General features: G+C 37.7%; 17 protein-coding genes and 4 pseudogenes. 10 read left to right on the forward strand and 11 right to left on the reverse strand.

Going from position 1 to position 22,399, the window contains the following annotated elements; translation table 11 throughout:
- Positions 1 to 155: 155 nt before the first annotated feature.
- Positions 156 to 1,325: a hypothetical protein gene (locus FGD67_RS21650; protein ID WP_257173083.1), complete on the reverse strand. Its 1,170-nt coding sequence runs from the start codon at positions 1,323 to 1,325 to the stop codon at positions 156 to 158.
- Between the two features lie 1,131 nt (positions 1,326 to 2,456).
- On the opposite strand from FGD67_RS21650, the pseudogene FGD67_RS21655 reads away from it, so the two are divergent.
- Positions 2,457 to 3,342: pseudogene (locus FGD67_RS21655) on the forward strand (IS982 family transposase).
- Between the two features lie 275 nt (positions 3,343 to 3,617).
- Positions 3,618 to 4,505: an alpha/beta hydrolase gene (locus tag FGD67_RS21660; protein WP_257173084.1), complete on the forward strand. Its 888-nt coding sequence runs from the start codon at positions 3,618 to 3,620 to the stop codon at positions 4,503 to 4,505.
- A 60-nt stretch (positions 4,506 to 4,565) separates the two neighbouring features.
- Here the strand turns inward: FGD67_RS21660 and FGD67_RS21665 are convergent, their stop codons facing one another.
- Positions 4,566 to 5,942 carry a hypothetical protein gene (locus tag FGD67_RS21665; RefSeq protein ID WP_257173085.1) on the reverse strand — a complete coding sequence of 459 codons (1,377 nt, stop codon included), beginning with the start codon at positions 5,940 to 5,942 and terminating at the stop codon, positions 4,566 to 4,568.
- A gap of 531 nt (positions 5,943 to 6,473) precedes the next feature.
- Between FGD67_RS21665 and FGD67_RS21670 the strand changes: the two genes are divergently transcribed.
- The 6 genes from FGD67_RS21670 to FGD67_RS21695 all read left to right on the forward strand — a co-directional run bounded on the left by FGD67_RS21670 (position 6,474) and on the right by FGD67_RS21695 (position 13,654).
- Positions 6,474 to 9,809, forward strand: coding sequence for an MHYT domain-containing protein (locus FGD67_RS21670; RefSeq protein WP_257173086.1), 3,336 nt, complete (start codon positions 6,474 to 6,476; stop codon positions 9,807 to 9,809).
- Between the two features lie 22 nt (positions 9,810 to 9,831).
- On the forward strand, positions 9,832 to 10,815 hold the full coding sequence (locus FGD67_RS21675; protein ID WP_257173087.1) for a two-component system response regulator: 984 nt from the start codon (positions 9,832 to 9,834) through the stop codon (positions 10,813 to 10,815).
- A gap of 89 nt (positions 10,816 to 10,904) precedes the next feature.
- Entirely contained in the window at positions 10,905 to 11,210 is a 306-nt protein-coding gene (locus FGD67_RS21680; RefSeq protein WP_257173088.1) for a DUF2007 domain-containing protein, read from the forward strand.
- Between the two features lie 215 nt (positions 11,211 to 11,425).
- Positions 11,426 to 12,253, forward strand: coding sequence for a GGDEF domain-containing protein (locus tag FGD67_RS21685; protein WP_257173089.1), 828 nt, complete (start codon positions 11,426 to 11,428; stop codon positions 12,251 to 12,253).
- A 103-nt stretch (positions 12,254 to 12,356) separates the two neighbouring features.
- Positions 12,357 to 13,241, forward strand: coding sequence for an IS982 family transposase (locus FGD67_RS21690; protein WP_257172124.1), 885 nt, complete (start codon positions 12,357 to 12,359; stop codon positions 13,239 to 13,241).
- Between the two features lie 71 nt (positions 13,242 to 13,312).
- The gene (locus FGD67_RS21695; RefSeq protein WP_257173090.1) at positions 13,313 to 13,654 is read left to right on the forward strand and encodes a Fis family transcriptional regulator; all 342 of its coding nucleotides are present in this window, start codon (positions 13,313 to 13,315) and stop codon (positions 13,652 to 13,654) included.
- A gap of 42 nt (positions 13,655 to 13,696) precedes the next feature.
- Here FGD67_RS21695 and FGD67_RS21700 read toward each other — a convergent pair whose 3' ends face one another.
- Complete coding sequence (locus tag FGD67_RS21700) at positions 13,697 to 14,311, reverse strand: LysE/ArgO family amino acid transporter (RefSeq protein ID WP_257173091.1); 615 nt, start codon at positions 14,309 to 14,311, stop codon at positions 13,697 to 13,699.
- Positions 14,312 to 14,455: 144 nt separating this feature from the next.
- Between FGD67_RS21700 and FGD67_RS21705 the strand changes: the two genes are divergently transcribed.
- Together FGD67_RS21705 and FGD67_RS21710 are read left to right on the forward strand one after the other, a co-directional pair.
- Positions 14,456 to 15,349 (forward strand): LysR family transcriptional regulator ArgP, encoded by an 894-nt coding sequence (locus FGD67_RS21705; protein WP_257173092.1) that lies wholly within the window; start codon positions 14,456 to 14,458, stop codon positions 15,347 to 15,349.
- Positions 15,350 to 15,402: 53 nt separating this feature from the next.
- A complete protein-coding gene (locus FGD67_RS21710) occupies positions 15,403 to 15,894 on the forward strand; it encodes a GNAT family N-acetyltransferase (protein ID WP_257173093.1) in 492 nt (163 codons plus the stop codon).
- Here the strand turns inward: FGD67_RS21710 and FGD67_RS21715 are convergent.
- From FGD67_RS21715 to FGD67_RS21745, 8 genes and pseudogenes are all read right to left on the reverse strand, one after another.
- Positions 15,863 to 16,246, reverse strand: a complete 384-nt coding sequence (locus tag FGD67_RS21715; RefSeq protein ID WP_257173094.1) for a hypothetical protein — start codon at positions 16,244 to 16,246, stop codon at positions 15,863 to 15,865. The genes FGD67_RS21710 and FGD67_RS21715 overlap by 32 nt on opposite strands.
- Positions 16,247 to 16,288: 42 nt before the next feature.
- A pseudogene (locus FGD67_RS21720) lies at positions 16,289 to 17,609 on the reverse strand (IS4 family transposase).
- 87 nt (positions 17,610 to 17,696) lie between these two features.
- Positions 17,697 to 18,035 (reverse strand): SDR family oxidoreductase, encoded by a 339-nt coding sequence (locus FGD67_RS21725; protein WP_257173095.1) that lies wholly within the window; start codon positions 18,033 to 18,035, stop codon positions 17,697 to 17,699.
- Between the two features lie 417 nt (positions 18,036 to 18,452).
- Positions 18,453 to 19,811, reverse strand: a complete 1,359-nt coding sequence (gene yegD, locus FGD67_RS21730; RefSeq protein WP_257173096.1) for a molecular chaperone — start codon at positions 19,809 to 19,811, stop codon at positions 18,453 to 18,455.
- 617 nt (positions 19,812 to 20,428) lie between these two features.
- On the reverse strand, positions 20,429 to 20,869 hold the full coding sequence (locus FGD67_RS21735; RefSeq protein ID WP_257173097.1) for a hypothetical protein: 441 nt from the start codon (positions 20,867 to 20,869) through the stop codon (positions 20,429 to 20,431).
- Positions 20,865 to 20,912 (reverse strand): annotated as a pseudogene (locus FGD67_RS21970) (hypothetical protein); the annotation flags it as partial. The pseudogene FGD67_RS21970 and the gene FGD67_RS21735, both read right to left, overlap by 5 nt.
- A gap of 86 nt (positions 20,913 to 20,998) precedes the next feature.
- A pseudogene (gene lgt / locus FGD67_RS21740) lies at positions 20,999 to 21,792 on the reverse strand (prolipoprotein diacylglyceryl transferase).
- Between the two features lie 389 nt (positions 21,793 to 22,181).
- The gene (locus tag FGD67_RS21745) at positions 22,182 to 22,382 is read right to left on the reverse strand and encodes a hypothetical protein (RefSeq protein WP_257173098.1); all 201 of its coding nucleotides are present in this window, start codon (positions 22,380 to 22,382) and stop codon (positions 22,182 to 22,184) included.
- Positions 22,383 to 22,399 lie beyond the last annotated feature (17 nt).

Here is a 22,399-nt window from a genome sequence, read left to right on the forward strand (position 1 = left end):
TATAACCAAGCTATAGCGAGTTACCAGCTCGGTAGGCATACATTATGAAAAAGCTCAACAAAAGTTGAGCTTAATTCTGTTTACTGACGCTCATTGTCTGCAAGTGATAATCGTCAGCAGTTAATAACCGTATTTACCGGCAATCTTAATTGTTATTAACCAAAAATATTGCGCATTAATGTGATGGCTTGATCAACAGTTTTACCGCCTTTGACACTGTTTACTATCGTGCTGCGCATATTAATAATAAATTCAGGAAGGTCTTCGGCAGCAAAAGCCTTATCAACAATCGCCTCAGCTGACTCTTGACTACGCTTCATTGCTTTAGCGACACCTATTTTTACTTTTTTGGGCTTATCTCGCATGCGAACATAGTTTGAATTTTCTGCTAAACTACTGTCAGCAAACAAAAATAGATCAATCAACATGGCACGGTTTTGCCAAAGCTGTAGCTCACTTTCATCACTTGGCATGTCACTACGCCACCATTGTGTGCTTCTAATAGTGACTATCATCTCGTGCCAATAATCATCAAAGCTTTGGTTGTTTAATTTTACCAGACCTAAGCCTTGTGAAAGTGTATCTATTTTGCCACTGGTTAAGGCAATAAATTGATCCGGTCTACGTAATGCTAATAAACGTGTCGCGGCACTTAATGGCGCTTTTTCGCCATCGGTATGTGTGCTGAAAATAGCTTTATAAGTTTGTACAAAGTTTTCATAATCAGCTAAATCAACATCGCCAGTTAGCGGGATATAAGCCAGCGCGCTATCAAAAGCTTCAGGGTGAGATTTTAATAATTGATGAAATGTTTTCGCACCGCGTGTGCCTGCAAACCACTCGACATCAAAGTCATAAACACTGATGTCATGCTGTGATGTATGTTTACCAGCAAAAGCTAATCTGTCTTCTTCAATCATGTCTGCTAGGTTATTGCTGCGTACATTCGCAATATAGTCTAACAATCTCAGTCTTTCAGGTAATGCTTGTAAGTTTGATGCTGCTTGGATAAAACCAACAAATATAGGCCAAGGAATGACACGAGCCAATTTTAATTGGCAAGCACTAACACCAGTAGATAATGTTTCTTGTAGTTTCTTTAACGGCTTCTCTTGGCTAGGCTCTAATAAATCGCGATTAACGTCGTGTAAACAAATTCGATGTAACTCACCGCACCAGTTAAGAAAATTATCAGGATGATTTTCAACTTTCACAGCCATTAAATTAAGACTAAGGTCAGCAACAAACGATAAAGCATTTTGATAAATAGTTTGTTCGGTAGCACTAAGCGACATGGCGTTAGGAGAGGTAAGCAATTTTCTCATGAAACAAGGATTTCCGACGGTAAAAATATAAAAATAGGGCGGCATGATACGTGTAAAATCGTCTAACGCAAGCGATAAAGCCTAATTAAGCAGATAAAGTCTGAACTGGTGGCTTAAGCAACAATTTTTGTTGGCATATTCAACAGGTAAGCTGGGCTTGATGGCCGTGATAAGTTATTTATAAAGTCAGCGGTGACAAATGTGAAATAACTTTTCACTTGCAAGGATAGAATAAAGGGGATGATTTTAGATGTAATATAGTGCGTTTATTTTGCCATTTGAGCAGAAAAGTTCATCATAAAGACTCATTATTCAGCGTTGCTTTATATGTGATGGAAAAAAGGCGCCAACTTGATTGGCGCCCAGTAAAACTTAGCCTTTTCTCTTTCTAGGTTTTACTATTTCTACTTTATTAGACTCTTTTTTCAGTTTACGTTTTTCTTTTAACGTTAATACGGGTTTTTTCTTTTCATTTTTAGACATTTTTTCACCTAATAATAAATAACAGATTAATAACGCGTTTTTCAAAACTAAAAATCATAGCAACAAAGCAAACAATTCACCTCCTTAACGATTCTCTTGGTTAAATTCCCACGTTTATCTGTTTATTAAAGTGGGTAGAGTCACTTTATTGATAAACGAACCTACGCTAGTAATTTATTTATTAGCGATTTAAGCATCAAAGGCTTTTCTTTTAGCCGTTGTGTGCTTATTTGACAGCCATGCCTGTGGTAATTGGCAGGTTACAAGCTTTTAAAAATACAATTTTTAATTATATCAAGATGATTAAATTCACTTTAATCAAGGCGATAGCATATCAACCAGTAAAGGATTTAATTATAAAATTATAGCTAAAATGTATAGGAGAAAATCTGTGTAAACAGATGGGCGAAAGCTCGCCCAGTTAAGCGGGGAATTTTAGGGCGAAGCTCCCTGAAAATAAATAATAAAGTAATATCATTGGCGTTTTCATAGCTCCAATATAGCAGCTTAAATAATAACTTCAAGCCCCTTTAACTTAACTTTATTTAACCTCAGCTCGGGATAAGAATTAATTAAATTGAACTAAGTGCCCGTTCCACGATCCGATCTTTCGACCAAGAAAAAACAGAAAGATAATAAGGAACGGGCATGAATAAACTAGTTGAAATATTCTGTGATGTCGATGATTTTTGTCGCGTATTTATCCCACAATGGGAGAAACAATTAATTGCTGATGGAAGTATCAAGCGAAATCGTCCATGCCGTATGGCTATGAGTGAGATAATCACTATATTAATTGCTTTTCATACATCAAATCATCGCGACTTTAAAAATTATTATAAAGGTTATATTACTAAGTTTTATCGTTCACATTTCCCTAGCTTATTGAGCTACACTCGATTTTTAGAAGTGATGCCTAAAGCGGTCGTTCCACTTTCTAGCTACTTTTCAATACTTAAAGGTGAGTCTACAGGTATTGAGTTTATTGACTCTACAAGCATAAAAGTATGCCATAACTTAAGAATTCCTAGACATAAAACATTTGACGGTATAGCCGAACGGGGCAAAGGAACAATGGGTTGGTTTTATGGGTTCAAACTACATTTAGTCACTAACTTTAGAGGTGAAATAGTTGAGGCTAAATTAACTACTGGCAATGTTCACGACACAAAGCCCGTATTAGCCTTAGCTAAAAACTTAAAAGGGAAGTTATATGCAGATAAAGGCTATATAAGCAAAAAAATTAACAGTTGGTTTGAAGGAAAAAGGAGTTGATTTGATAACAACCGTGCGCCGTAATATGAAAGCCAAAGCTATGTCGTTATGGGATAGAGCAATGTTATCTAGACGGTTTATTATTGAAACGATAAATGATCAATTGAAGAATATATCTCAAATAGAGCATTCGCGTCATCGTAGCCCTAATAGTTTTATGTTGAATTTACTGGCAGGTTTAGTGGCTTATTGCCTTAAAGAAAATAAGCCAACCCTTAATATTAGTGACGTAGAGAAGAATGCTATGGTTAGGGCTTAACCCGATCTGAGGTTATTTAATCAAATAATGCTATTATTCAAAAAATAATTATCACTTTTAATTAACCGTGATTTAATAGGTTTTAATATAAAAATAATGAATTAATTTTATTATTAGTTTAGGGCGTTATGTTAGCTAAGGTGCTTGGGTGAATTTTTCATCTTGTTCTTTTACATAGAAATAAGTACTCTGACTGCTCTGGTATGACCTCTGCTAGGATTGTTTGCAGAAATTTAAGTTTATAAAGCTCGTTAATAATTTGGGAATAAGTATTAATGCAACAAAAGTCAATTTTTATTGCTGATAATGAGCATCAACTTCATTTAAGGCACATTTGGACAAAGCCCGGTGGCGTGCCCATTTTTATGTTGCACGGTTTAATTGAAAATGGACTTATTTTTTATACTGAGAAAGGCAAAGGCTTGGCTTGTTACCTTGCTGAGCAAGGCTTTGATGTTTATGTCGCAGATCTTCGCGGTAGAGGTCAAAGCACGCCAACGATTGATCATAGATCGTCGTTTGGACAATTTGAAGCGATCACCCGAGATATCCCACTATTTTTAGAAAAAATTCAACAATTAAATAAGCAAAAAATGCACCTCATTGCCCACTCATGGGGTGGTGTACTATTGACGAGTTTTTTATCACGTTATCCGCACTGGCTTGACAAGGTGCGTAGCAAAACCTGTTTTGGCACTAAGCGAGTAGTAACCGCAAAAACCTTTGAAGCTTACTTTAAGTTAGGTTTTATGTGGCGTTATGTCGCACCATTATTGGCAAAAAATTTAGGTTATTTTGATGCTAAAAAATTTCGCTTTGGCTCAGATAGTGAAACGAAACAGTCATTGAAGGAGAGTATTGTCTGGGTCAAGCCCGGGCCGTGGCGTGATCTGTATGATAGTTTTGATTATTTTAGTGCTGCACAAGCTCTCAACTGGCCACCCACTTGGCACTTTACCGGGATTAAAGACCATGCACTAGGACACCAACAAGATGTTGAACTATTTATTGCTGAGTGCGGCAATAGTAAGGCAAAATTTTCAGTGTTATCAAAACAAGCAGGCAACCTTGTTGATTATGATCATATTGATATTTTAACTCACCCCAAGAGCGTTAATGATCACTTTCCTCAGTTGGCGACTTGGTTACAGCAACAGCGTTAATTTGATTGCTTATTTAACTGGTCCTCAGTAACGACTGCTACATCTAATGGTCGGTTTCTATTATATGACTTCATCATCGGTTTTCATGGCTTCAATATTGATAATATTGGAGCGATTTAAAGTGATTTTAAAGCGCTGTATCTCCTGTTGGTATTGCTTATCTGTTTGCATTAAAACGACATTTATTTGATAACGACGTTCAACCGCTTGTTTGGTTATTTTACTGCCATCTAATGAATATAAGCGGCCTTCACCTTTTTTTAAAAATCGAATAAAGGGCGTTAAATTAAAATATATACGTTGTTGAATTTCATCGTAGCCAGGTAAAAAGCTTTTTACATTAACTTTAGTATCGCTGCGAAAGTGCAGTAGTTGTGCCGCTTGTTTATTTTGTTGGCGCCGAGTTTGAAATAACTTATCTACTAGTTTAGGCAAATCTTTATTACGAATATATTCAAGCCAGATAGTTTGGCTCGCTACTCGACTTTTGTTGACGCTATTACTATAAATGTTTCGCCATTTAGGCAAACCTTTTTGAATACTGCGCCAAATAACACGGGTAATGTCTTCTTTGAATATTTCCCTTAAACCATAAATAACCCCTAACATACCAACTAATGCGATGGTGACTTCGGTAAAGTTTGCTCGAGCATTTAATACCAGCATCATCACAAAGGTCATGATGATGGCGGTAACGGTACCGCGCACAACGCGCTTTAAATTGCTATTAAGGTTTTTAACTTCTTTTTGAAAGACAACGCCGTATTCAATTAATCGTTGCAATAAACGCATTTTATTGGTGATACGGTTGGGGTCTTCCAAAGTAACTTGCGAGTTATATTGATTTTCTTCTCGATATTCATTTTCGCTACGACAGAGCGCAAGTAAAAAGTTTCTTTCCGTGGTGAAATCACTATTTTTTGGGCCACGAGATAGAAGTTTTAAAAATGATTGCTCCACTTGCCAGCTGAGGTAGTTATCAGCATTCTCAAAAAATGATTTAAGCTTTTGATCAGGTGGGGTATACCTCCTTAGCTTTTTAAGCAATGCTGATATTTGTTCTGCTAAAACAATGGCTTGAGGGTAAAATTCGTCGCTTTCTCTTAATTTAATCGTTTGTTTTATATCGGTATCTAAAGCGATACGAATTTGATAAGAAAACAAATTAAGGTTTAAACGATAATCACTTTGTTGACCTTTTTTTTGACTGATAAATCGGCTTCGTACTAAAGGTAGATGCAATTGATCGGAGTAATAGGCACTGTGGCTTTGTATGCTACTATGAAAATAATGTTCTTCTGTTAAAGTTTTAGAGCTAATGCCCATTTCATTAGGTAAAGAAAAATAAAGATCAAGTCTTTGATGGTCACTGGGCAATAACTGGTAACTGACTTTTATAGAGAGATTTTCGTCTTGGGTGAGTTTTATGTTATTCACTTATATTGCCTGTTCCTTATCAATAGTATTGCTAAGCATAAGCACTGTAGTAGGATTAAACTTAAATTATCAATATAGCTGGGTAGTTTACGCTTATGCTTTAGATAAACTTACGCTATTTCAATTAAATAATAAATGGTATGACAAAGAAAAAATTTTTCTCCTAGTCGTTTTTGCTAAACTATAGTCAAATTTCTCAATTTGCTGGTATTTAAGAATAATAAAGGCTAATGAGCTGATTATGTGCTCTAAGGCTAATTTTATTTTGTCATATCTAGCATTTAAACTTGACATTAAACGACTGCAATTTAAAATTATTACTTGGCTATATCAATCGGTACATTAAGTTGATTTTAATGACATCGAAGCATGATATTAATGGTCAGTTTCACAGATAACATGGGTTATTTCTTTTCTACAGGTATCTGAGCCATATTTAGCTTTACTCCTCTGCGAACTGATATAATTTTATCCCGAAGTTTGGCAAATTCCTGCCTGATTTAAGCTATATTTCCTAGGCAATGGAGTTTTATGCAAAATAACGTTTCTGAAATTTTTCAATATTCCAATGAAAGTTTACTTACTGTCGCTGAACATGACCCATGGTTAGTACTCTTGTCAATTTCAATTGCGATATTTGCATCTTTTATGGGCTTTCAAGTGGCCTCTCAAGCGGCAAACCGTCCTGTTGTTGGTAAACATATTTCGTTATTGCTTGGTAGTTTTGCCTTAGGTGGTGGTGTTTGGTCAATGCACTTTATTGGTATGTTGGCACTTGAGCTGTGTACCGATGTTTCATACAAGTTTGATTTAACTGCACTTTCAGTATTGCCTGCTATCGCTGCTTCTTGGGTAGCGTTAAACCTCATCACCCGTGATAACTTAAAAGCGCTTCAATTAATTATTGGTGGAATATTAGTGGGTGCCGGTATTGGTACTATGCACTATGTGGGCATGGCTGCTATGGAAATGGCGGTATTGCTTCGCTATGACTTATTAATGTTTTGTATTTCGATATTAGTGGCAGTGATATTGGCTATTTTGTCGCTTTGGATAAGCTTTGGTCTTGGCCAGTTGGGTAAAACTGATCAGGGGCGAACAGCAAAAATGTTGATTTCAAGTTGTGTCATGGGAGCAGCAATATCAGGTATGCATTATACGGGTATGTCTGCCGCACGCTTTGTTTTACCTCCCGGGTTTGAAATATCTCAGCAAACCAACCAAATATCTTGGTATTTAGCTTTTGGTATAACGGTAATTACCGTGTTTATTATTGGCCTAGTGTTAGCTGCCAATTTAGTCTTTGGCTATAAAGATAGGTCTGCTATTGCTATTCGTAATGAAAAGCGACTTATGGCGACCATGGATACTGCAGTTGACGGCATTATTACGATTAATGCAAGTGGTATTATCATTAGCGTAAATAAGGCGGTAACAACCATTTTAGGTTGGCAAGAAACAGAGTTGCTCGGTAATAATGTCAGTATGATTGTGCCAGCACCATTTAAGCATCATCACGACCAATATCTTAAAAACTATATAAAAACCCGTATTGCGAAAATTATCGGTACTGGCCGTGAAGTCGAAGCTATTGCCAAGTGTGGCGAAGAAATCCCAGTACGTCTAGGTATTGGCCATGTTGAGTTTAATAATGAACATATGTTTGTTGCCTTTATTTCAGACTTGCGTGAACGCAGAGAAATGGAAGCAGAGCTAAGAAAGAACGAAGCTCGAATTCGCGCCTTATTGACCAATATTCCCGGTATTGCTTATCGCTGTATTGATCATCCAGGTTGGCCTAATTTGTTTATCAATGATGAAGTTGAAAAAGTATTAGGCTATCCCGCGGTTGATTTTCTATTACCGGCGCCCAAACGTAGTTTGGGCGACTTTATTCATCCTGATGATATACATATCATTGAAGAAACTAATTTGCGTGCTTCCAAAGGCTATCAAATTGAATTTAGATTTGTTGATCGCTACGGTACGATAAAATGGATGTTGGGGTATGGTCGAGCAATAAAAGAAGAAGGTAGCAGTGACTATTATTTAGATGGTTTTATCATGGATATTAGCGATCGTAAAAAGATGGAGTCAGAGCTTATTTCAGCAAAAGAAATTGCTGAAAATGCTGCTGAATCACGCTCTGCTTTCTTAGCTAATATGAGTCATGAAATTCGCACGCCGATGAACGCGGTGATCGGTTTTAGTGATATCTTATTAGATGATGAGCTGAGTGATAGCCAGCGCAAACATCTAAATACCATTAATCAATCGGCGAAATCCTTATTACATATTCTTAATGATGTCCTTGACAGTGCTAAATTAGATAAAGGCAAATTTCAACTTGAATACCGCGACTTCTCATTGGTTGAAGAAGTCGATGCAGTGGTTTCTACTTTATGGCTACAAGCGCAGAATAAGGGCTTAGAACTTGCGTTAAATATTCATGCTGATGTTCAAGGGTATTATAACGGCGTGCCAGATCGTATTCGCCAAGTGCTGACCAACTTAATTGGCAATGCTATTAAGTTTACTGAACACGGAAAAGTCAGCATTGAGATTAGCAACTCTGCCAATCAGTCGGTGACATTTATTATTAAAGATAGTGGTATTGGAATGACCGCATCACAATTGGAAACAATATTTGATGCCTTCGCCCAAGCAGATGAATCAATGAGTCGACGTTTTGGTGGTACAGGCTTAGGAACGACAATCAGTAAGCAACTGGTTGAGTTGATGGAAGGGAGTATATCAGCAACAAGTGTTGAAGGTGAAGGCACTGAGTTTACCTTTAAATTACCTTTGAAACCTGTGGTAGCATCGACACAAAGCAATATCGTGCAAAAACCTCGTACTTTACCTGAATTACATATTCTGGTCGTGGATGATATTGATCATAATATCGACTTATTAACCTTATTACTTAAACGCCACGGTCATAAAGTTATCGAAGCGCGCGATGGCGAACAAGCATTATTGCAAATGAAAAACAATATGCTTGATGTTGTTTTGATGGATATTCAGATGCCAGTAATGGATGGCTTAACAGCGGCTAAATTACGTCGGAAATTTGAAGCTGAGAATAAGTTAATTAAGTTGCCAATTATCGCACTTACCGCCAGTGTTTTGCCGCGAGATAGGTTATCAGCGGAACAAGCTGGTATGGATGGTTTTGCCAATAAACCTATTGACATGCAGCAGCTTAACAATGAAATTTCTAATGTTTTAGCATTAGGCAATGAGCCCATAATTGAGCCAGAGCATGTTGATAAATCGACACTGATTATCGATGTTGAAAAAGGTATAGCACTGTGGGGTTCAAAAACCAGTCTTTTCGCTGAAATCTCTCGCTTTATTAAGCAAACAGAAAGAGAAATACTTCAGCTTGAGAGCTTACTTGAACAGCAAGAATTTCAACAGTTGCAACAACAGTGTCATAAATTTAAAGGAGGGGCAGGCAATCTTGCGTTAAACCGTTTTATGACTATTTTTGATGCCTTAGAGCAGTCAAGCCATAGCCAAGACATTGATGCTAGTACCGCTAATATCGGTAAAGTTATTACTGAATTTCATGTGATTAAAAATTGTGTCAGTAATATGAGTTCTAAACAAAAAGTACTGCCAACGTTAGAGCATGAGCATAGTGAAGCTAGCCTCAATAGCGTGTTAGCTATTTTGCTGAAACTTGCCCCTTATGTGAATAATAATGAGTTTAATGAAGCCTTGCTAGAAGAGCTTTACGGATTTTCTGCTATAAAATCAATTGAAATCGATGCCATTATTGATTCATGTAATAATTTTGAATTTTCTCAAGCATCTGAGCAAATCAAAGAACTGATAGCTGCTATAAAACCAACATTGTAGAGTTGGGGCAAGGAGAGGGTAAATGCGAAAGAATAAAGCAAGTGTGTTAATTGTTGATGACGAACCGACTAACTTGCGTGTTTTGAATCAAATACTTAATGATAGCTATAAGCTTATTTTTGCTAAAAGTGGTCAGGAAGCATTAACGTTAGTTGAGAAAGAAGCGCCTGACTTAATATTATTAGACGTTATGATGCCAGGGTTAACCGGCTATGAAGTTTGTGAACACTTGAAGAAAAACCCTAAATTTAAGTCAATCCCCGTAATATTTATTACGGCATTGAGTGACCCTGATGATGAAGCTAAAGGTTTAAACCTTGGCGCTGTTGACTATATCTCTAAACCTATTTCACCCGCTGTAGTGAAAGCAAGAGTAAAAACTCATTTATCTTTAGTCGATGCCGAGGAGCTTCGAAGAACGCGATTACAAGTGATTCAGCGTCTTGGCCGAGCATCTGAATATAAAGATAACGAAACTGGTATGCATGTTATGCGTATGAGTCATTATGCGCGCATTATTGCCTTAGATTACGGTTTTTCAAAAGCAGAGGCAGATAACTTATTCAATGCTGCACCTATGCATGATATTGGTAAAATTGGTATTCCGGATAGCATTATGCTTAAGCCCGGTAAACTCACGACAGAAGAGTTTGCAATTATGAAAAAACATCCAGAAATTGGTGCAGAAATTTTAGGTGATTCTGATTCAGACTTGATTGAATTAGCAAAGCTAGTGTCAATGACCCATCATGAAAAATGGGATGGCACTGGTTATCCAAAGCAATTAAAAGGCACTGAGATTCCAATTGAAGGCCGTATCGTTGCCTTAGCGGATGTCTTTGATGCCTTGACCAGTGTTAGACCTTATAAAGATGCATGGTCAATTTCAAAAGCAATGGAATTTATTCATAGTGAAAAAAATAAGCATTTTGATCCACAATTAGTCGAGATATTTGAGCAACAAATAGAGCAGATCATTGATATCAAAGAACGCTGGAAAGATTAAACTATCTTTATTTAAATTTATCTTCGATAGATTAGCTAGCGTAAAGTCGTTAACTTTAATCTAATAAAATGCCAAGTAAGGTACTCGATATGAAAATGGTTTATAGCAACGAAAGCTTATTTTTGGTTAATAATATTAAAAACATTATTGAGGCGGCGGGTATTGTTACTTTCCTGAAAAATGAATTTACCCAAGGGGCTGTAGGTGAAGTGTCAGTTTTTGATTGCTGGCCAGAAATATGGGTACTTGAAAATAGTGATTATGAGAAAGCCCTGGTTGTCATCGCTAATGTACAAAAATTGCTCAGCATGGATGATTGGATTTGCAATAAATGTGGTGAAAAAAATCATGCCTCATTTGAAGTCTGCTGGCAATGCCAACATGAGCAAGCATAGTAAGGTTTGGAGCAATACGAATGCGTAATAAATATCACGCATTGGCTGATATATTTCGACCGTTATCATTAACGTTAGCGGTAATTGTTAACAAGTTAACTAGATTTTAGTACTGAATTTTTTAAATTAGTGTTTTATTTATATACATGATATCAATTTATAGCGTATATTTATCGGTTGATGATGGGTCGCTTGTATAAAATGGAATTTATAAAATGCTGATAGTTAATCGAAAACCTATTCTTAATCTCTTTATTCCCAGCTACTTTATCTTAGAGTTGCTTTCGCTGGGTCAAGCCTACGCGCAAGATTCGATAGCAAGCTATGCTGAATTAGCAGACTCATTGCCCGTTAATAAAGGGCTACTAGAAGGGCTTAACAGTAACCCGCAATTTCTTATTTTGATAATTATTGCCTTAGTACTCATTCTTTGTGTGGTTATTATGCTGTCTATTCTTCATCATCGTAAGTTAACTAGACAAATAGTTTTATCGATGAAAGATGAATTAACCGGGGTGTTTTGTCGAAACTATTTAAAAATGTACTTACCCGCTTTACAATCACGATTTGAGCGAGAGCCAAACCCTGAATTATCTTTAGGGGTGTTAATTATTGATTGTGATGATTTTAAATTTATAAATGATACTTTTGGCCATGCAGGTGGTGATAAAGCCTTAAAAGCCATTGTTAACAAAATATCATCTCAGATCAGAGAGCATGATCTATTGCTACGTTGGGGAGGAGATGAATTTGTCTTAGTTTGCGAGTCGGTTAGCCAAATACAACTTCGTGAGCTTGCTGAGAGAATTATTGCTAGCATCAGTGATATGTTTATAGCATATGAGCAAGCAACACTCTCTGTAACAGTATCTGCCGGTTATGCTTTACATGATAAAATTAAAGATTTTGACTTTGATGGCTTAATTAATGCCGCTGATGAATATTTATTGGTGACGAAAAAAGCAGGGAAAAATAATTATTTAGGAAGAAAAAAAGCTAATTTAGCCGGTAATCATTTCTTAAATACTTTTGCTAAACGCTAAATAACCTCAGCTCGGGATAAGAATTAATTAAATTGAACTAAGTGCCCGTTCCACGATCCGATCTTTCGACCAAGAAAAAACAGAAAGATAATAAGGAACGGGCATGAATAAACTAGTTGAAATATTCTGTGATGTCGATGATTTTTGTCGCGTATTTATCCCACAATGGGAGAAACAATTAATTGCTGATGGAAGTATCAAGCGAAATCGTCCATGCCGTATGGCTATGAGTGAGATAATCACTATATTAATTGCTTTTCATACATCAAATCATCGCGACTTTAAAAATTATTATAAAGGTTATATTGCTAAGTTTTATCGTTCACATTTCCCTAGCTTATTGAGCTACACTCGATTTTTAGAAGTGATGCCTAAAGCGGTCGTTCCACTTTCTAGCTACTTTTCAATACTTAAAGGTGAGTCTACAGGTATTGAGTTTATTGACTCTACAAGCATAAAAGTATGCCATAACTTAAGAATTCCTAGACATAAAACATTTGACGGTATAGCCGAACGGGGCAAAGGAACAATGGGTTGGTTTTATGGGTTCAAACTACATTTAGTCACTAACTTTAGAGGTGAAATAGTTGAGGCTAAATTAACTACTGGCAATGTTCACGACACAAAGCCCGTATTAGCCTTAGCTAAAAACTTAAAAGGGAAGTTATATGCAGATAAAGGCTATATAAGCAAAAAATTAACAGTTGGTTTGAAGGAAAAAGGAGTTGATTTGATAACAACCGTGCGCCGTAATATGAAAGCCAAAGCTATGTCGTTATGGGATAGAGCAATGTTATCTAGACGGTTTATTATTGAAACGATAAATGATCAATTGAAGAATATATCTCAAATAGAGCATTCGCGTCATCGTAGCCCTAATAGTTTTATGTTGAATTTACTGGCAGGTTTAGTGGCTTATTGCCTTAAAGAAAATAAGCCAACCCTTAATATTAGTGACGTAGAGAAGAATGCTATGGTTAGGGCTTAACCCGATCTGAGGTTAAATACCAAGGCAGTATGTCGAGTTGATATGTAATAAAGCAATAGTGTTGATAAATAATGCGTAAATCAGATAAAAAACTCGATAATCAAATTATTAAAGCCTTAACTGAGGTTTGCCATCACGCCTTAGAAGATATTGATGGCTTTCAATGGCTAACGCATACGGTTAATTTTGATAACTTTCCACAAAGTTTAAAAGTTGTTTGTGTATTTGATAGCAACAGCTCGTTAACTGATTATGAAAAATCAGAGACTAATCATTATTTGACGACACTTATTGCTAGCAAGCTGACAAGTATTGGTCTTGCACTGAACAATATTAACAACCAAGTTGAGCTTGATAGCGAAGAGAACTGCCGTCTTTATCATGCCGGTAATTGGCACAAAAGACTTTCTTGACGGGGACTACTTGCTAGTGATTATTAACTGTCAGCGCTTTATTTACAGGCTGCTAAATAGCGATAATGCGATTGCACACATGATTAAGCCCACCACTATATCAATAGCTCTTTTCACTTTCGCTTGATTAAGCCAAGGTGACATTTTCGCTGCCGCACCAGCTAAGCTATAAAACCAAATTATCGACGCTAACATAGTACCTACGGCAAAAGCTATCCGTTCATTACCTTGAAACTGACCACCAACACTGCCTAATATCATTACTGTATCAAGATAGACATGTGGGTTTAGTAATGTTACCGATAATGTTGAAACAATAACGAGCCAAGGTTTTTTGTCGAGTGCAGAGCTTGCTTGCTGATTACTGTCATAGTTGTTCTGCCACACTTGGCGAAATGATAAGCTAGCGTAAGCCAATAAAAAAGTGATGCCGCCCCAGGAAATAACCGTAACTAAGGTCGGTGATGTGGCGATTAGCTTTGCACCACCAAAAACCCCTAGAGCAATAAGAACGACATCACAAAACATGCAAATTGAGGCCGCTAAAAAATGATGATGTCGCTTGATAGCATGATTCAGTACATGAGCATTTTGAGCGCCGATCGGAATAATCATACCAGCACCTAGAAAAAGGCCTTGTAGCAAGGGTGAAAACATTTTTTGCTCCTAAATAAACTTGTGCAGAATAAGGTCGCTAATGTAACCAAACAAACACTATAAGTATAATTAATGCTTTTTATCTTTGATTAGTTTTGCTAATGTTGATGTTGGTTGAATATAGATAAATAGGAATAACGCACCTTGCTGGATTACAAGTTATTGCACGCATTGAGCGTAGTGGTCGATGAGCAAAATTTTGATAAAGCCGCATCAGTATTGGCCATTACGCAATCTGCTGTTTCTCAACGTATAAAAAGTTTAGAGCAAACTATAGGGCAACCGGTCTTAGTGCGAGCGCAACCTATAGTCGCTACCGCGATTGGCAAAAAGCTACTTGGCCATTACCAACAAGTTAAATTGCTAGAACAAGATATTCTGCCAGATATTTCAGGCAATAATAAAAATGAAACTATCACCGCCAGTATTGCCAGTAATGCCGATAGTTTAGCAACTTGGTTAATTAGCGCTATTGGCGACGTTTGCCATCACTATAACGTGTCGGTAAATTTTCGACTTTCAGATGAAAACAGAAGCATTAATTATTTAAAAGATGGTGAAGTATTTGGTGCCATTAGCACACATGACAGCGCTTTGCCGGGTTGTACCTTTGAAAAGCTCGGCGATATGCAATATCTATTAGTAGCAGCGCCTAACTTTGTTAAACATTACTTTCCTCATGGTATTAATGAGCAAGCATTAGCCCGAGCTCCAGCCGTTGCTTATGATCAAAAAGATGATATGCACATCAAATATATTGAAAAAACTTTTGGTTTAAAAAGCGGCTCGTATCCTTGTCATACGGTACGTTCATCGGAAGCTTTTGTTGGCTTTGCAAAACAAGGCCTAGCGTATTGCTTGATCCCTCAATTGCAAATACAGCAAGAGCTTAATAATGGGCAGCTGATTAATTTAATGCCTGAAAATACGATCACTAGAACACTATACTGGCATCATTGGGTGTTATTAAAAGGGGTATTTAAACAACTTTCAATGGCGATAATCAATCGTGCGCAACAAGCATTGAATAATCAATAAGCCTTATTTACAAAACGACTTACCGTTAGAAAGATAATAATTAGGAGTACAACATGAGCAACTTGCACGTGAGAGCGGCAACCGCAGGAGACGCCGGTATTTTATTTACCTTTATTAAAGATCTCGCTATTTATGAAAAAGCCGAAGATGAAGTTTTAGCCACGGAACGGACCATTAGAGATACTATTTTTGCTGATGATAGCCATGTCTTCGCGTTAATATGCGAGCTTGATGGCGTTGCTATTGGCTCCGCAATTTACTTTTTTAATTATTCCACTTGGCTAGCCAAATCAGGCCTATATTTAGAAGACCTATACGTAATGCCAGAATATCGTGGCAAGGGCGCAGGGGTAAAACTGTTAAAAGCACTGGCTAACATTGCGCAAGAGAAAGACTGTGCACGCTTTGAGTGGAGCTGTTTGGATTGGAATACACCTTCTCGGGAGTTTTATCACTCATTAGGTGCTATTGCACAAGAAGAGTGGGTTGGTTATCGCATGACAGGTAAAACGCTTAATGATTTTGCAGCTGATCTGACTGAATAACGCTAACGCCCATTTGAGGATTTTTGGCATAGGCTAACATCGCATTTGCCACTTTTTCTGCTTGAATAACTTGATACTTCTTTGGAATGATAAAGGCTAAAGCATGCATTAAAATTGCACCAACTTGCTCACCGAGGCGATGCTCTTGCCGTTGCCCCGATAACATGGATGGGCGAAATATGCCTAAATGTTGATAACCAATAGCGCGTAAACTTGTCTCAACTCTACCTTTAACTTGATTATAGAACAGGCGAGATGACTGGTTTGCAGCCATGGCAGTAACAATGGCAAATAATGAAGAATGTTGGCGATAAAAGTGTTCGGCAATCATTAAAGGATAATGATAATCCACTTCGGTAAAAGCGGCTTTAGAGCCTAATGCCAGTCAGTTAAGCTAACTGGCATTTTTCTTTTTATGAGGGTATTTAGATGGTTTGGGTTTCACCCAGCGGGGATATTTTCTATCTTCCCGCCTCGTCGGAAGTTTGAATAAGAGCAGGGTTTTAAGTAAATGATCCCAATGCATAGGAATATTACCGGGGCTCATTATTGATATTGACGAAAAATACTGAACCACTGCCATCGAACTACTCGAGAAACTCAGCTGATTTGGCCATATACCTGTTTCTTTCGCCGCCATCGTCATAATTCTTCGTATTAAATTATAGGCGAGTAATACGCCCCATAGCTCTTGGCGAACCATATCAGGACGCTTACTTCTCAAATGGTATGCACTATTAAGCATCGTTTGTTTTATTTCCCTAAACCCGAGTTCTATCTCCCATCGATGGCAGTATAACTCAACAATTTCGTTGCCAGGAAACCGCAATCTATCTGTCATTGACGTTAATATGCGATAGCTTTTACCCTTTATTGTTTTACTGATTAATCTGGCGTTAATGATTTCAGGTACATCTGGAAAATTCTTTTTGTGCATGCTTTGTTGTTTTCAATGCAATGATATGGTCATTTTTACCAACCGATGTGATAATTTCATACTGTAAGTCCGGTCTTGCTGGGATCAACCAATGTCGATCACTCCCCGTTTGGTGCCAACGATTAAGCATCCCAAGTGAATAATATCCTTTATCAAACATAGTAAGAGAGTTATCAGGTGTGCGTTCAATCAAACGCTCAGCTAGCTTCATTTCATTCGTTTTGTAATTATCAAACTCACTACTGAGTAGTTGATGACTGGTAAGCTCCATATGGCAGACCATACGGATTTGTGGAAAGGCTGTGTCACCATATTGGTTGCTGCCAGAAGAAAATGCTTTACGATTATCTGGGGTGTCAGGTGTTCGCCAGACCACACCGTCCACAGCCAATAGGTTCAAACCATTCCATGTTTCAAATTCGTGTTGTTTATACATTGCTTGTGCAGATTTATTGAAGACTTGTTTAACCGAATCATCGCCTAAGCGTTGTCTGGCTTGAACCATAGCACTGGGAGCAACAAGCTGACTCTTGCCAGGTAACATGATGTCTAACTTAGTGGCGATATTCCAAACAGACTCTTTTCTAAATAAAGCCATACCAATCACTGACCATAAAACCGCTTCCAGTGGTAGCCTACGTTTGCGAACCGTAGCAATGCCAGCCTTTTCAAAGCCTTGTTCAATGATTTCAGGAGAAAGGATTTCTGATAGTTTTTCGAAGGTATGGTATCGGTTACTTTCTTCAAGTGTCGTCTGTAGTGCTTGTTCAATATTCACAAAAAAATCCGTAGTTAGTTACCTAACTACGGATTTTGCATGATCTTTTGGATCGGTCAACCGATCGTTATCTTTAACTGATCGGCATTAGGCTTTAGAGCCGGCTTTTTTTATTGTGCTACCCAGGGTACAAAATATATCATCAATAGCGGGGAAGCCATTGCCAGCAAAGGTTGCTCTAACGCTAGATTGACCAGTTTCCTGAGCTGCCAATTCAGTTGCTAGTTGCTGAAAATCTACCTGCCATTGTATCAGCTTAGGATGCGTAAAAGTCAGTGGTTTACGTACTAAGGCAATAACTTTACTATAGCTTGAACTCGCCAATAGTTGCGTTAACAAGTGTTGGCCAATTAAGCCACTGGCACCAACAATTAAAGCAACCTTAGCTTTTTCTATCGCGTTAGCACTCGTCGTTTTGTTAATCACTTTTCTCCTTAATTATACCAAGTTTATTAAGTTTGTTCCCTAAGGGGGATTTTAAAAAGGCTTACAAGCCGTGTTATTGATTTCGATAAGGTTCTCACAGCGATGTGAGTCATTAGAACAACGCAGGAGCAGTTGTCGAGAATAACCATTATCTTCAACCAATGCCTTGCCTACATGGATGTCGGTACTTAGCTTCAGTCTGGAATTATGAACCTGTGCCGCTAAACCTTTTAGATTTCACTGAGTGAGAAGAAACTTAGTAAAATTGGTATTAGTAGATCCAGTATCCGTATTATTAGGCCTGATCGCACTAAAATTCAATCATAGCGTTATTAAAAAGCTCGTTAACTGCTTATGAGTTAGCGAGCTCTTATTTGACTTGTTACTACGTGAATGTTTTAAACCGAGCGACTGTTACTATGTGTAGATAGTATTTGCCCAACGGGTTAAACCCGCAGTAACACTTCCGAAATGATCACCAATAACAATAGGTACGTGGTTAAACTGCTGTTGAAGAAATTGATTTAATACCGGGGATTTAGCCGTACCACCGGTAACAAATACCACATCAGGTTGACAATTAGCCTGCGTGATCGCATCCGTCATTAAGCTAGCAATTGAATTAAGCTCACGCTGACATGCCTTGGCAAAGCCATCTCTGTCGAGCATAACACTGAGCTCGGCATCGATATCAGAAAGATCAACTTGCTGTTGTGTTTGCTCGGTTATGGCGATTTTACTTTGCTCAGCAGCATTGACGACGCGGTAACTTAACTTTTGTTGCTGCACGGTTAATAGGCGTGTTAACAACTCAGGTTGCTCTGCATCACGAATAAGTTGCGCTAAAAATCGGCCATTAGCAGCACTGTAAAATTCAGTTTGATGATTAATATTATTAATGGCCATCGCTTGCCAGTAGCTGTTGCTTGGCATAGGCTTACCGGTTTTTAATAAGCTATCTAAACCAAAGCTTGGCATAATACCTTTAAGGGCAAAAGCAATATCAAAATCATTACCGCCAACACGTTCGCCACTATGACTTAGTAGGTCTTTGCTTCTATCAGATAGAATCGCTTGTTTTGGCCCCATCAGTAGCATTGAACAATCGCTCGTTCCACCGCCAATATCCACTACCAGTACTTTGGTTTCTTTACGTAAACTTGCTTCATATTCAAAGCCGGCAGCAACCGGTTCAAATTGAAACTCTACATCTTTAAAACCAACGCGTTTTGCTGCATTGGTTAATATTTTCAATGCTTGTTGATTACTCTCTTCGCCACGTAAGCCTTGAAAGTTAATCGGGCGACCAATAACCGTTTGCTCAACACTTCTTCCGAGCGTTGCTTCGGTAAGTGTTTTCACATTGCTCATCATTGCAGCGACAATGTCTTCAAATAATTCAACTTGTTGTGGTAATAAGCCACTAGCACCAAGAAACGACTTTGGCGATTTAATGTAGTAACCTTCATCAGGCTCTTGTAAGTAATTATTTAAGGCTTGTTGACCAAAAGAGAGTTCTGTGGGGTAACCATCTAAGGTCAGTTCTCGTAAAGTGTTTTGGCCTTTTTGTAACTGTCTTTGACGTTGCTGTTGAAAGTTTTTTTGCTCTGCTAACGTCAAGTTTTTGTGCAGCCAATTGACAATAACATCACGACTTGGTGCATATAAGGTTGACGAAATATATCGGCCATGATCACCTAAAGATAATAGTTTTGGCTTATTATTTTCCATAACGCCGACAGCACAGTTTGATGTGCCATAGTCAAATCCGATCATGTTGAGATCCAAAGAGAAAAAGGCCGCGTAGAATACTGAGATATTCAGTGCTAGGCAAGGGCTTTTAGTTTATATGATTAATTGCTGTGCGTGTTGAAGATAATTTCAGCACAATAGAACAAAATAAAATTTTTATCATGATTATTATGTTGATTTTTATCTTTGCCAATATCATTACTTTTTAAAGCAGATGACACTAAAAATAGTGCTTTAGTTGTAAATTATTTTAGCTGATTACCTTTGTAATAAAAAGGCAGCGTTCAAACTGCCTTTTATTGCAGATAAGTCAAACTTTTAGCCTGAGGCCATTGCTAATATGGTTTTTAATGTCGAGAGTTTCTTGATACTGAACAAAGCCTTCGGTACGCTTCATGCGAGCCAACACTGCCATTCTATCTGAGAGTTCATTACCTTCGATATTGGCGTGACCTTTTTACGTGGCTAATAATCAAATTTTCTTTTAGTGCTTGGTAGAGCGTAAAGCATTGCTTGATGACATCAAGGTTTTTATTTCTTCACCTTTACCACGCGTCCAGCCTTTTGCTTTTGCCAGCCTTTTTGCCCATTTGGTAATGCAGTCAATTGAATACTTAGAGTCAGACAGTACCTGAACGGTTTTACCTTGTTTGACATAGTGCTTGCGCGTACTTAAACGCCGCAAGCATGCCATTAAGCTCGGCAGTATTGTTGGTGCCCATAGGCTCGTATAAGCCATACCATAGCTCAATGAGTTGCTGTTGTTGATATACCGCCATACCGGTACCTGACTTTCCAGGATTAGGTGGAACAGGCCCCGTCGCAATAGATATTAAAGTCAGCAATTTGTTTTGCTGGTGATGAAGCACTTCCGGCTCCAGCATTATCAGATCTAACATAGGCGGCAGAAGCTGAAGGTTTAGCACCGCCATTTTTACTTTTATCGAACGTTTAGTTAATGCTTTAGTGTAGGTTGATTGAAAAGCAAGTTCCGCCTCTGCTTTTGATTCAAATCCCATATATTGAGCATCAGCTCGTCCTTGGGTATGACTTTTTAACATCATTCCACTGTTCAAAAACACCGGTTTTTGCACCTTTCCATACCACGTAAAACTTTTTAGCCATGAATTTATAACCACATCTTATTAATTATATTTTACCGCCCCAGCATTTTAAACGCTTGAGGAGCGGCGTTAACCGTTAAGGTTATTTTATTTTTGTATTTTTTTATTGTGCTTCACTGACCAGATAACTAAGGCAATACCGGCGATAAAAAACGGAATACTTAACATTTGTCCTGCTGTTAGCGTAATGTCGGCAGCATAGGCAGCTTGTTTTTCTTTTAACATTTCAATAAGAAAACGGGCAGTGAAGATTAAAATTAAGAAAACGCCTAAAATAGACCCTTAGAGCGTTTGCGCTTTTATGCGTTTATAAAAAATCATCAAAACAAAAAAGATCGTTAAATAACCCAATCGCTTCATATAGTTGCGAAGGGTGACGAGCAACGTTATCTGATAGGTGAAAAATAACAGCCCAAGGCACATTGCTTGGCGTGCCTAATATTTCAGAATTAACAAAATTTGCGCTACGTACAAAAAAGCCAAATAAAGCGGTACATATGGCAAGCCTATCGAGCAACCAGATAAAGTTCATTTGATGCTTTCTGCTGTAAATACCAGCGGCAATTATTGCACCTAAACCCCCACCATGACTAGCCAGTCCACCTTCCCAAATGGCAAATATTTTCATTGGATTAGCAAAATAATAACCAGGATTCTATAAAAGAAACAATGGCCTAAACGTGCGCTGCCAACAATAACACCAATAACAATGTAAACGAGTAAGTTATCTAACGCGGCTAAATCTTGCTTTTCAGTTTGAAAATCCACTTCATCACTTGTAAGCCAGATAAAATAGCCGTAGCGAATAATACGCCGTACCAATGGACAGTTAGTGGCCCAATAGAAAAATACTGATCGAGATCCCAACTAAAATGTTGCACAGCATCACCCCTTATATTGCGAATATTGAAATTTGGTTTAGTTTAGCTTACAATAAATTGCCAACATTCTATCAAGCTACTTGTTGCTGTGGTGAATTAATTTGTGCTAAAGCGTTAATGACTGTTGCTGGTTGTTCTACATTGATTAAAACTTGTTCAAAACATCAAACCAAGATTCACCGATACCTCAATTATTTCATTGGCTGTTTAAATATGATTTTAATGTTGTGCTGTTTACCTTCACCTACTTTTTAACTGTTCATTAGTTATCACCGCACTTTCATGTTTCTTGCCTTCGCTGACTTTTCTGTTTCGTTATGATGGTTTGAATTTATCGAAACCGACTTAATCGCCGAAAGTGGTATCACCATAAAATTAAAAAAATACTGTTATTGATGATGAGTTTTTTCATCTTGAATATACATCGAATAATGACGTGATAAACGGTAGTTTGCTGTTAGTAGAATAAAGCTATATAAAATGGAAGTTGCCACTATAATTGCAGCCGTTTCGCTCCAATCAATCAATAGCTGGTAACTTGTCAAAGAACTGTTATTAATAAAAGACTCACCATCACTAAGAAATGCCATGCTTTACCTGACCATAG

This window comes from Colwellia sp. M166, assembly GCF_024585285.1.
Taxonomy (GTDB): Bacteria; Pseudomonadota; Gammaproteobacteria; order Enterobacterales; family Alteromonadaceae; genus Cognaticolwellia.

Excerpts from the sequence above, each read along its gene's own strand:
- FGD67_RS21700 (WP_257173091.1), bottom strand. The coding sequence starts at position 14,311 with ATGTTTTCACCCTTGCTACAAGGCCTTTTTCTAGGTGCTGGTATGATT.
- FGD67_RS21695 (WP_257173090.1), top strand. The coding sequence starts at position 13,313 with ATGCGTAAATCAGATAAAAAACTCGATAATCAAATTATTAAAGCCTTA.
- FGD67_RS21680 (WP_257173088.1), top strand. The coding sequence starts at position 10,905 with ATGAAAATGGTTTATAGCAACGAAAGCTTATTTTTGGTTAATAATATT.
- FGD67_RS21650 (WP_257173083.1), bottom strand. The coding sequence starts at position 1,325 with ATGAGAAAATTGCTTACCTCTCCTAACGCCATGTCGCTTAGTGCTACC.
- yegD (WP_257173096.1), bottom strand. The coding sequence starts at position 19,811 with ATGATCGGATTTGACTATGGCACATCAAACTGTGCTGTCGGCGTTATG.
- FGD67_RS21745 (WP_257173098.1), bottom strand. The coding sequence starts at position 22,382 with ATGGCATTTCTTAGTGATGGTGAGTCTTTTATTAATAACAGTTCTTTG.
- FGD67_RS21685 (WP_257173089.1), top strand. The coding sequence starts at position 11,426 with ATGCTGATAGTTAATCGAAAACCTATTCTTAATCTCTTTATTCCCAGC.
- FGD67_RS21660 (WP_257173084.1), top strand. The coding sequence starts at position 3,618 with ATGCAACAAAAGTCAATTTTTATTGCTGATAATGAGCATCAACTTCAT.
- FGD67_RS21675 (WP_257173087.1), top strand. The coding sequence starts at position 9,832 with ATGCGAAAGAATAAAGCAAGTGTGTTAATTGTTGATGACGAACCGACT.
- FGD67_RS21670 (WP_257173086.1), top strand. The coding sequence starts at position 6,474 with ATGCAAAATAACGTTTCTGAAATTTTTCAATATTCCAATGAAAGTTTA.
- FGD67_RS21710 (WP_257173093.1), top strand. The coding sequence starts at position 15,403 with ATGAGCAACTTGCACGTGAGAGCGGCAACCGCAGGAGACGCCGGTATT.
- FGD67_RS21690 (WP_257172124.1), top strand. The coding sequence starts at position 12,357 with ATGAATAAACTAGTTGAAATATTCTGTGATGTCGATGATTTTTGTCGC.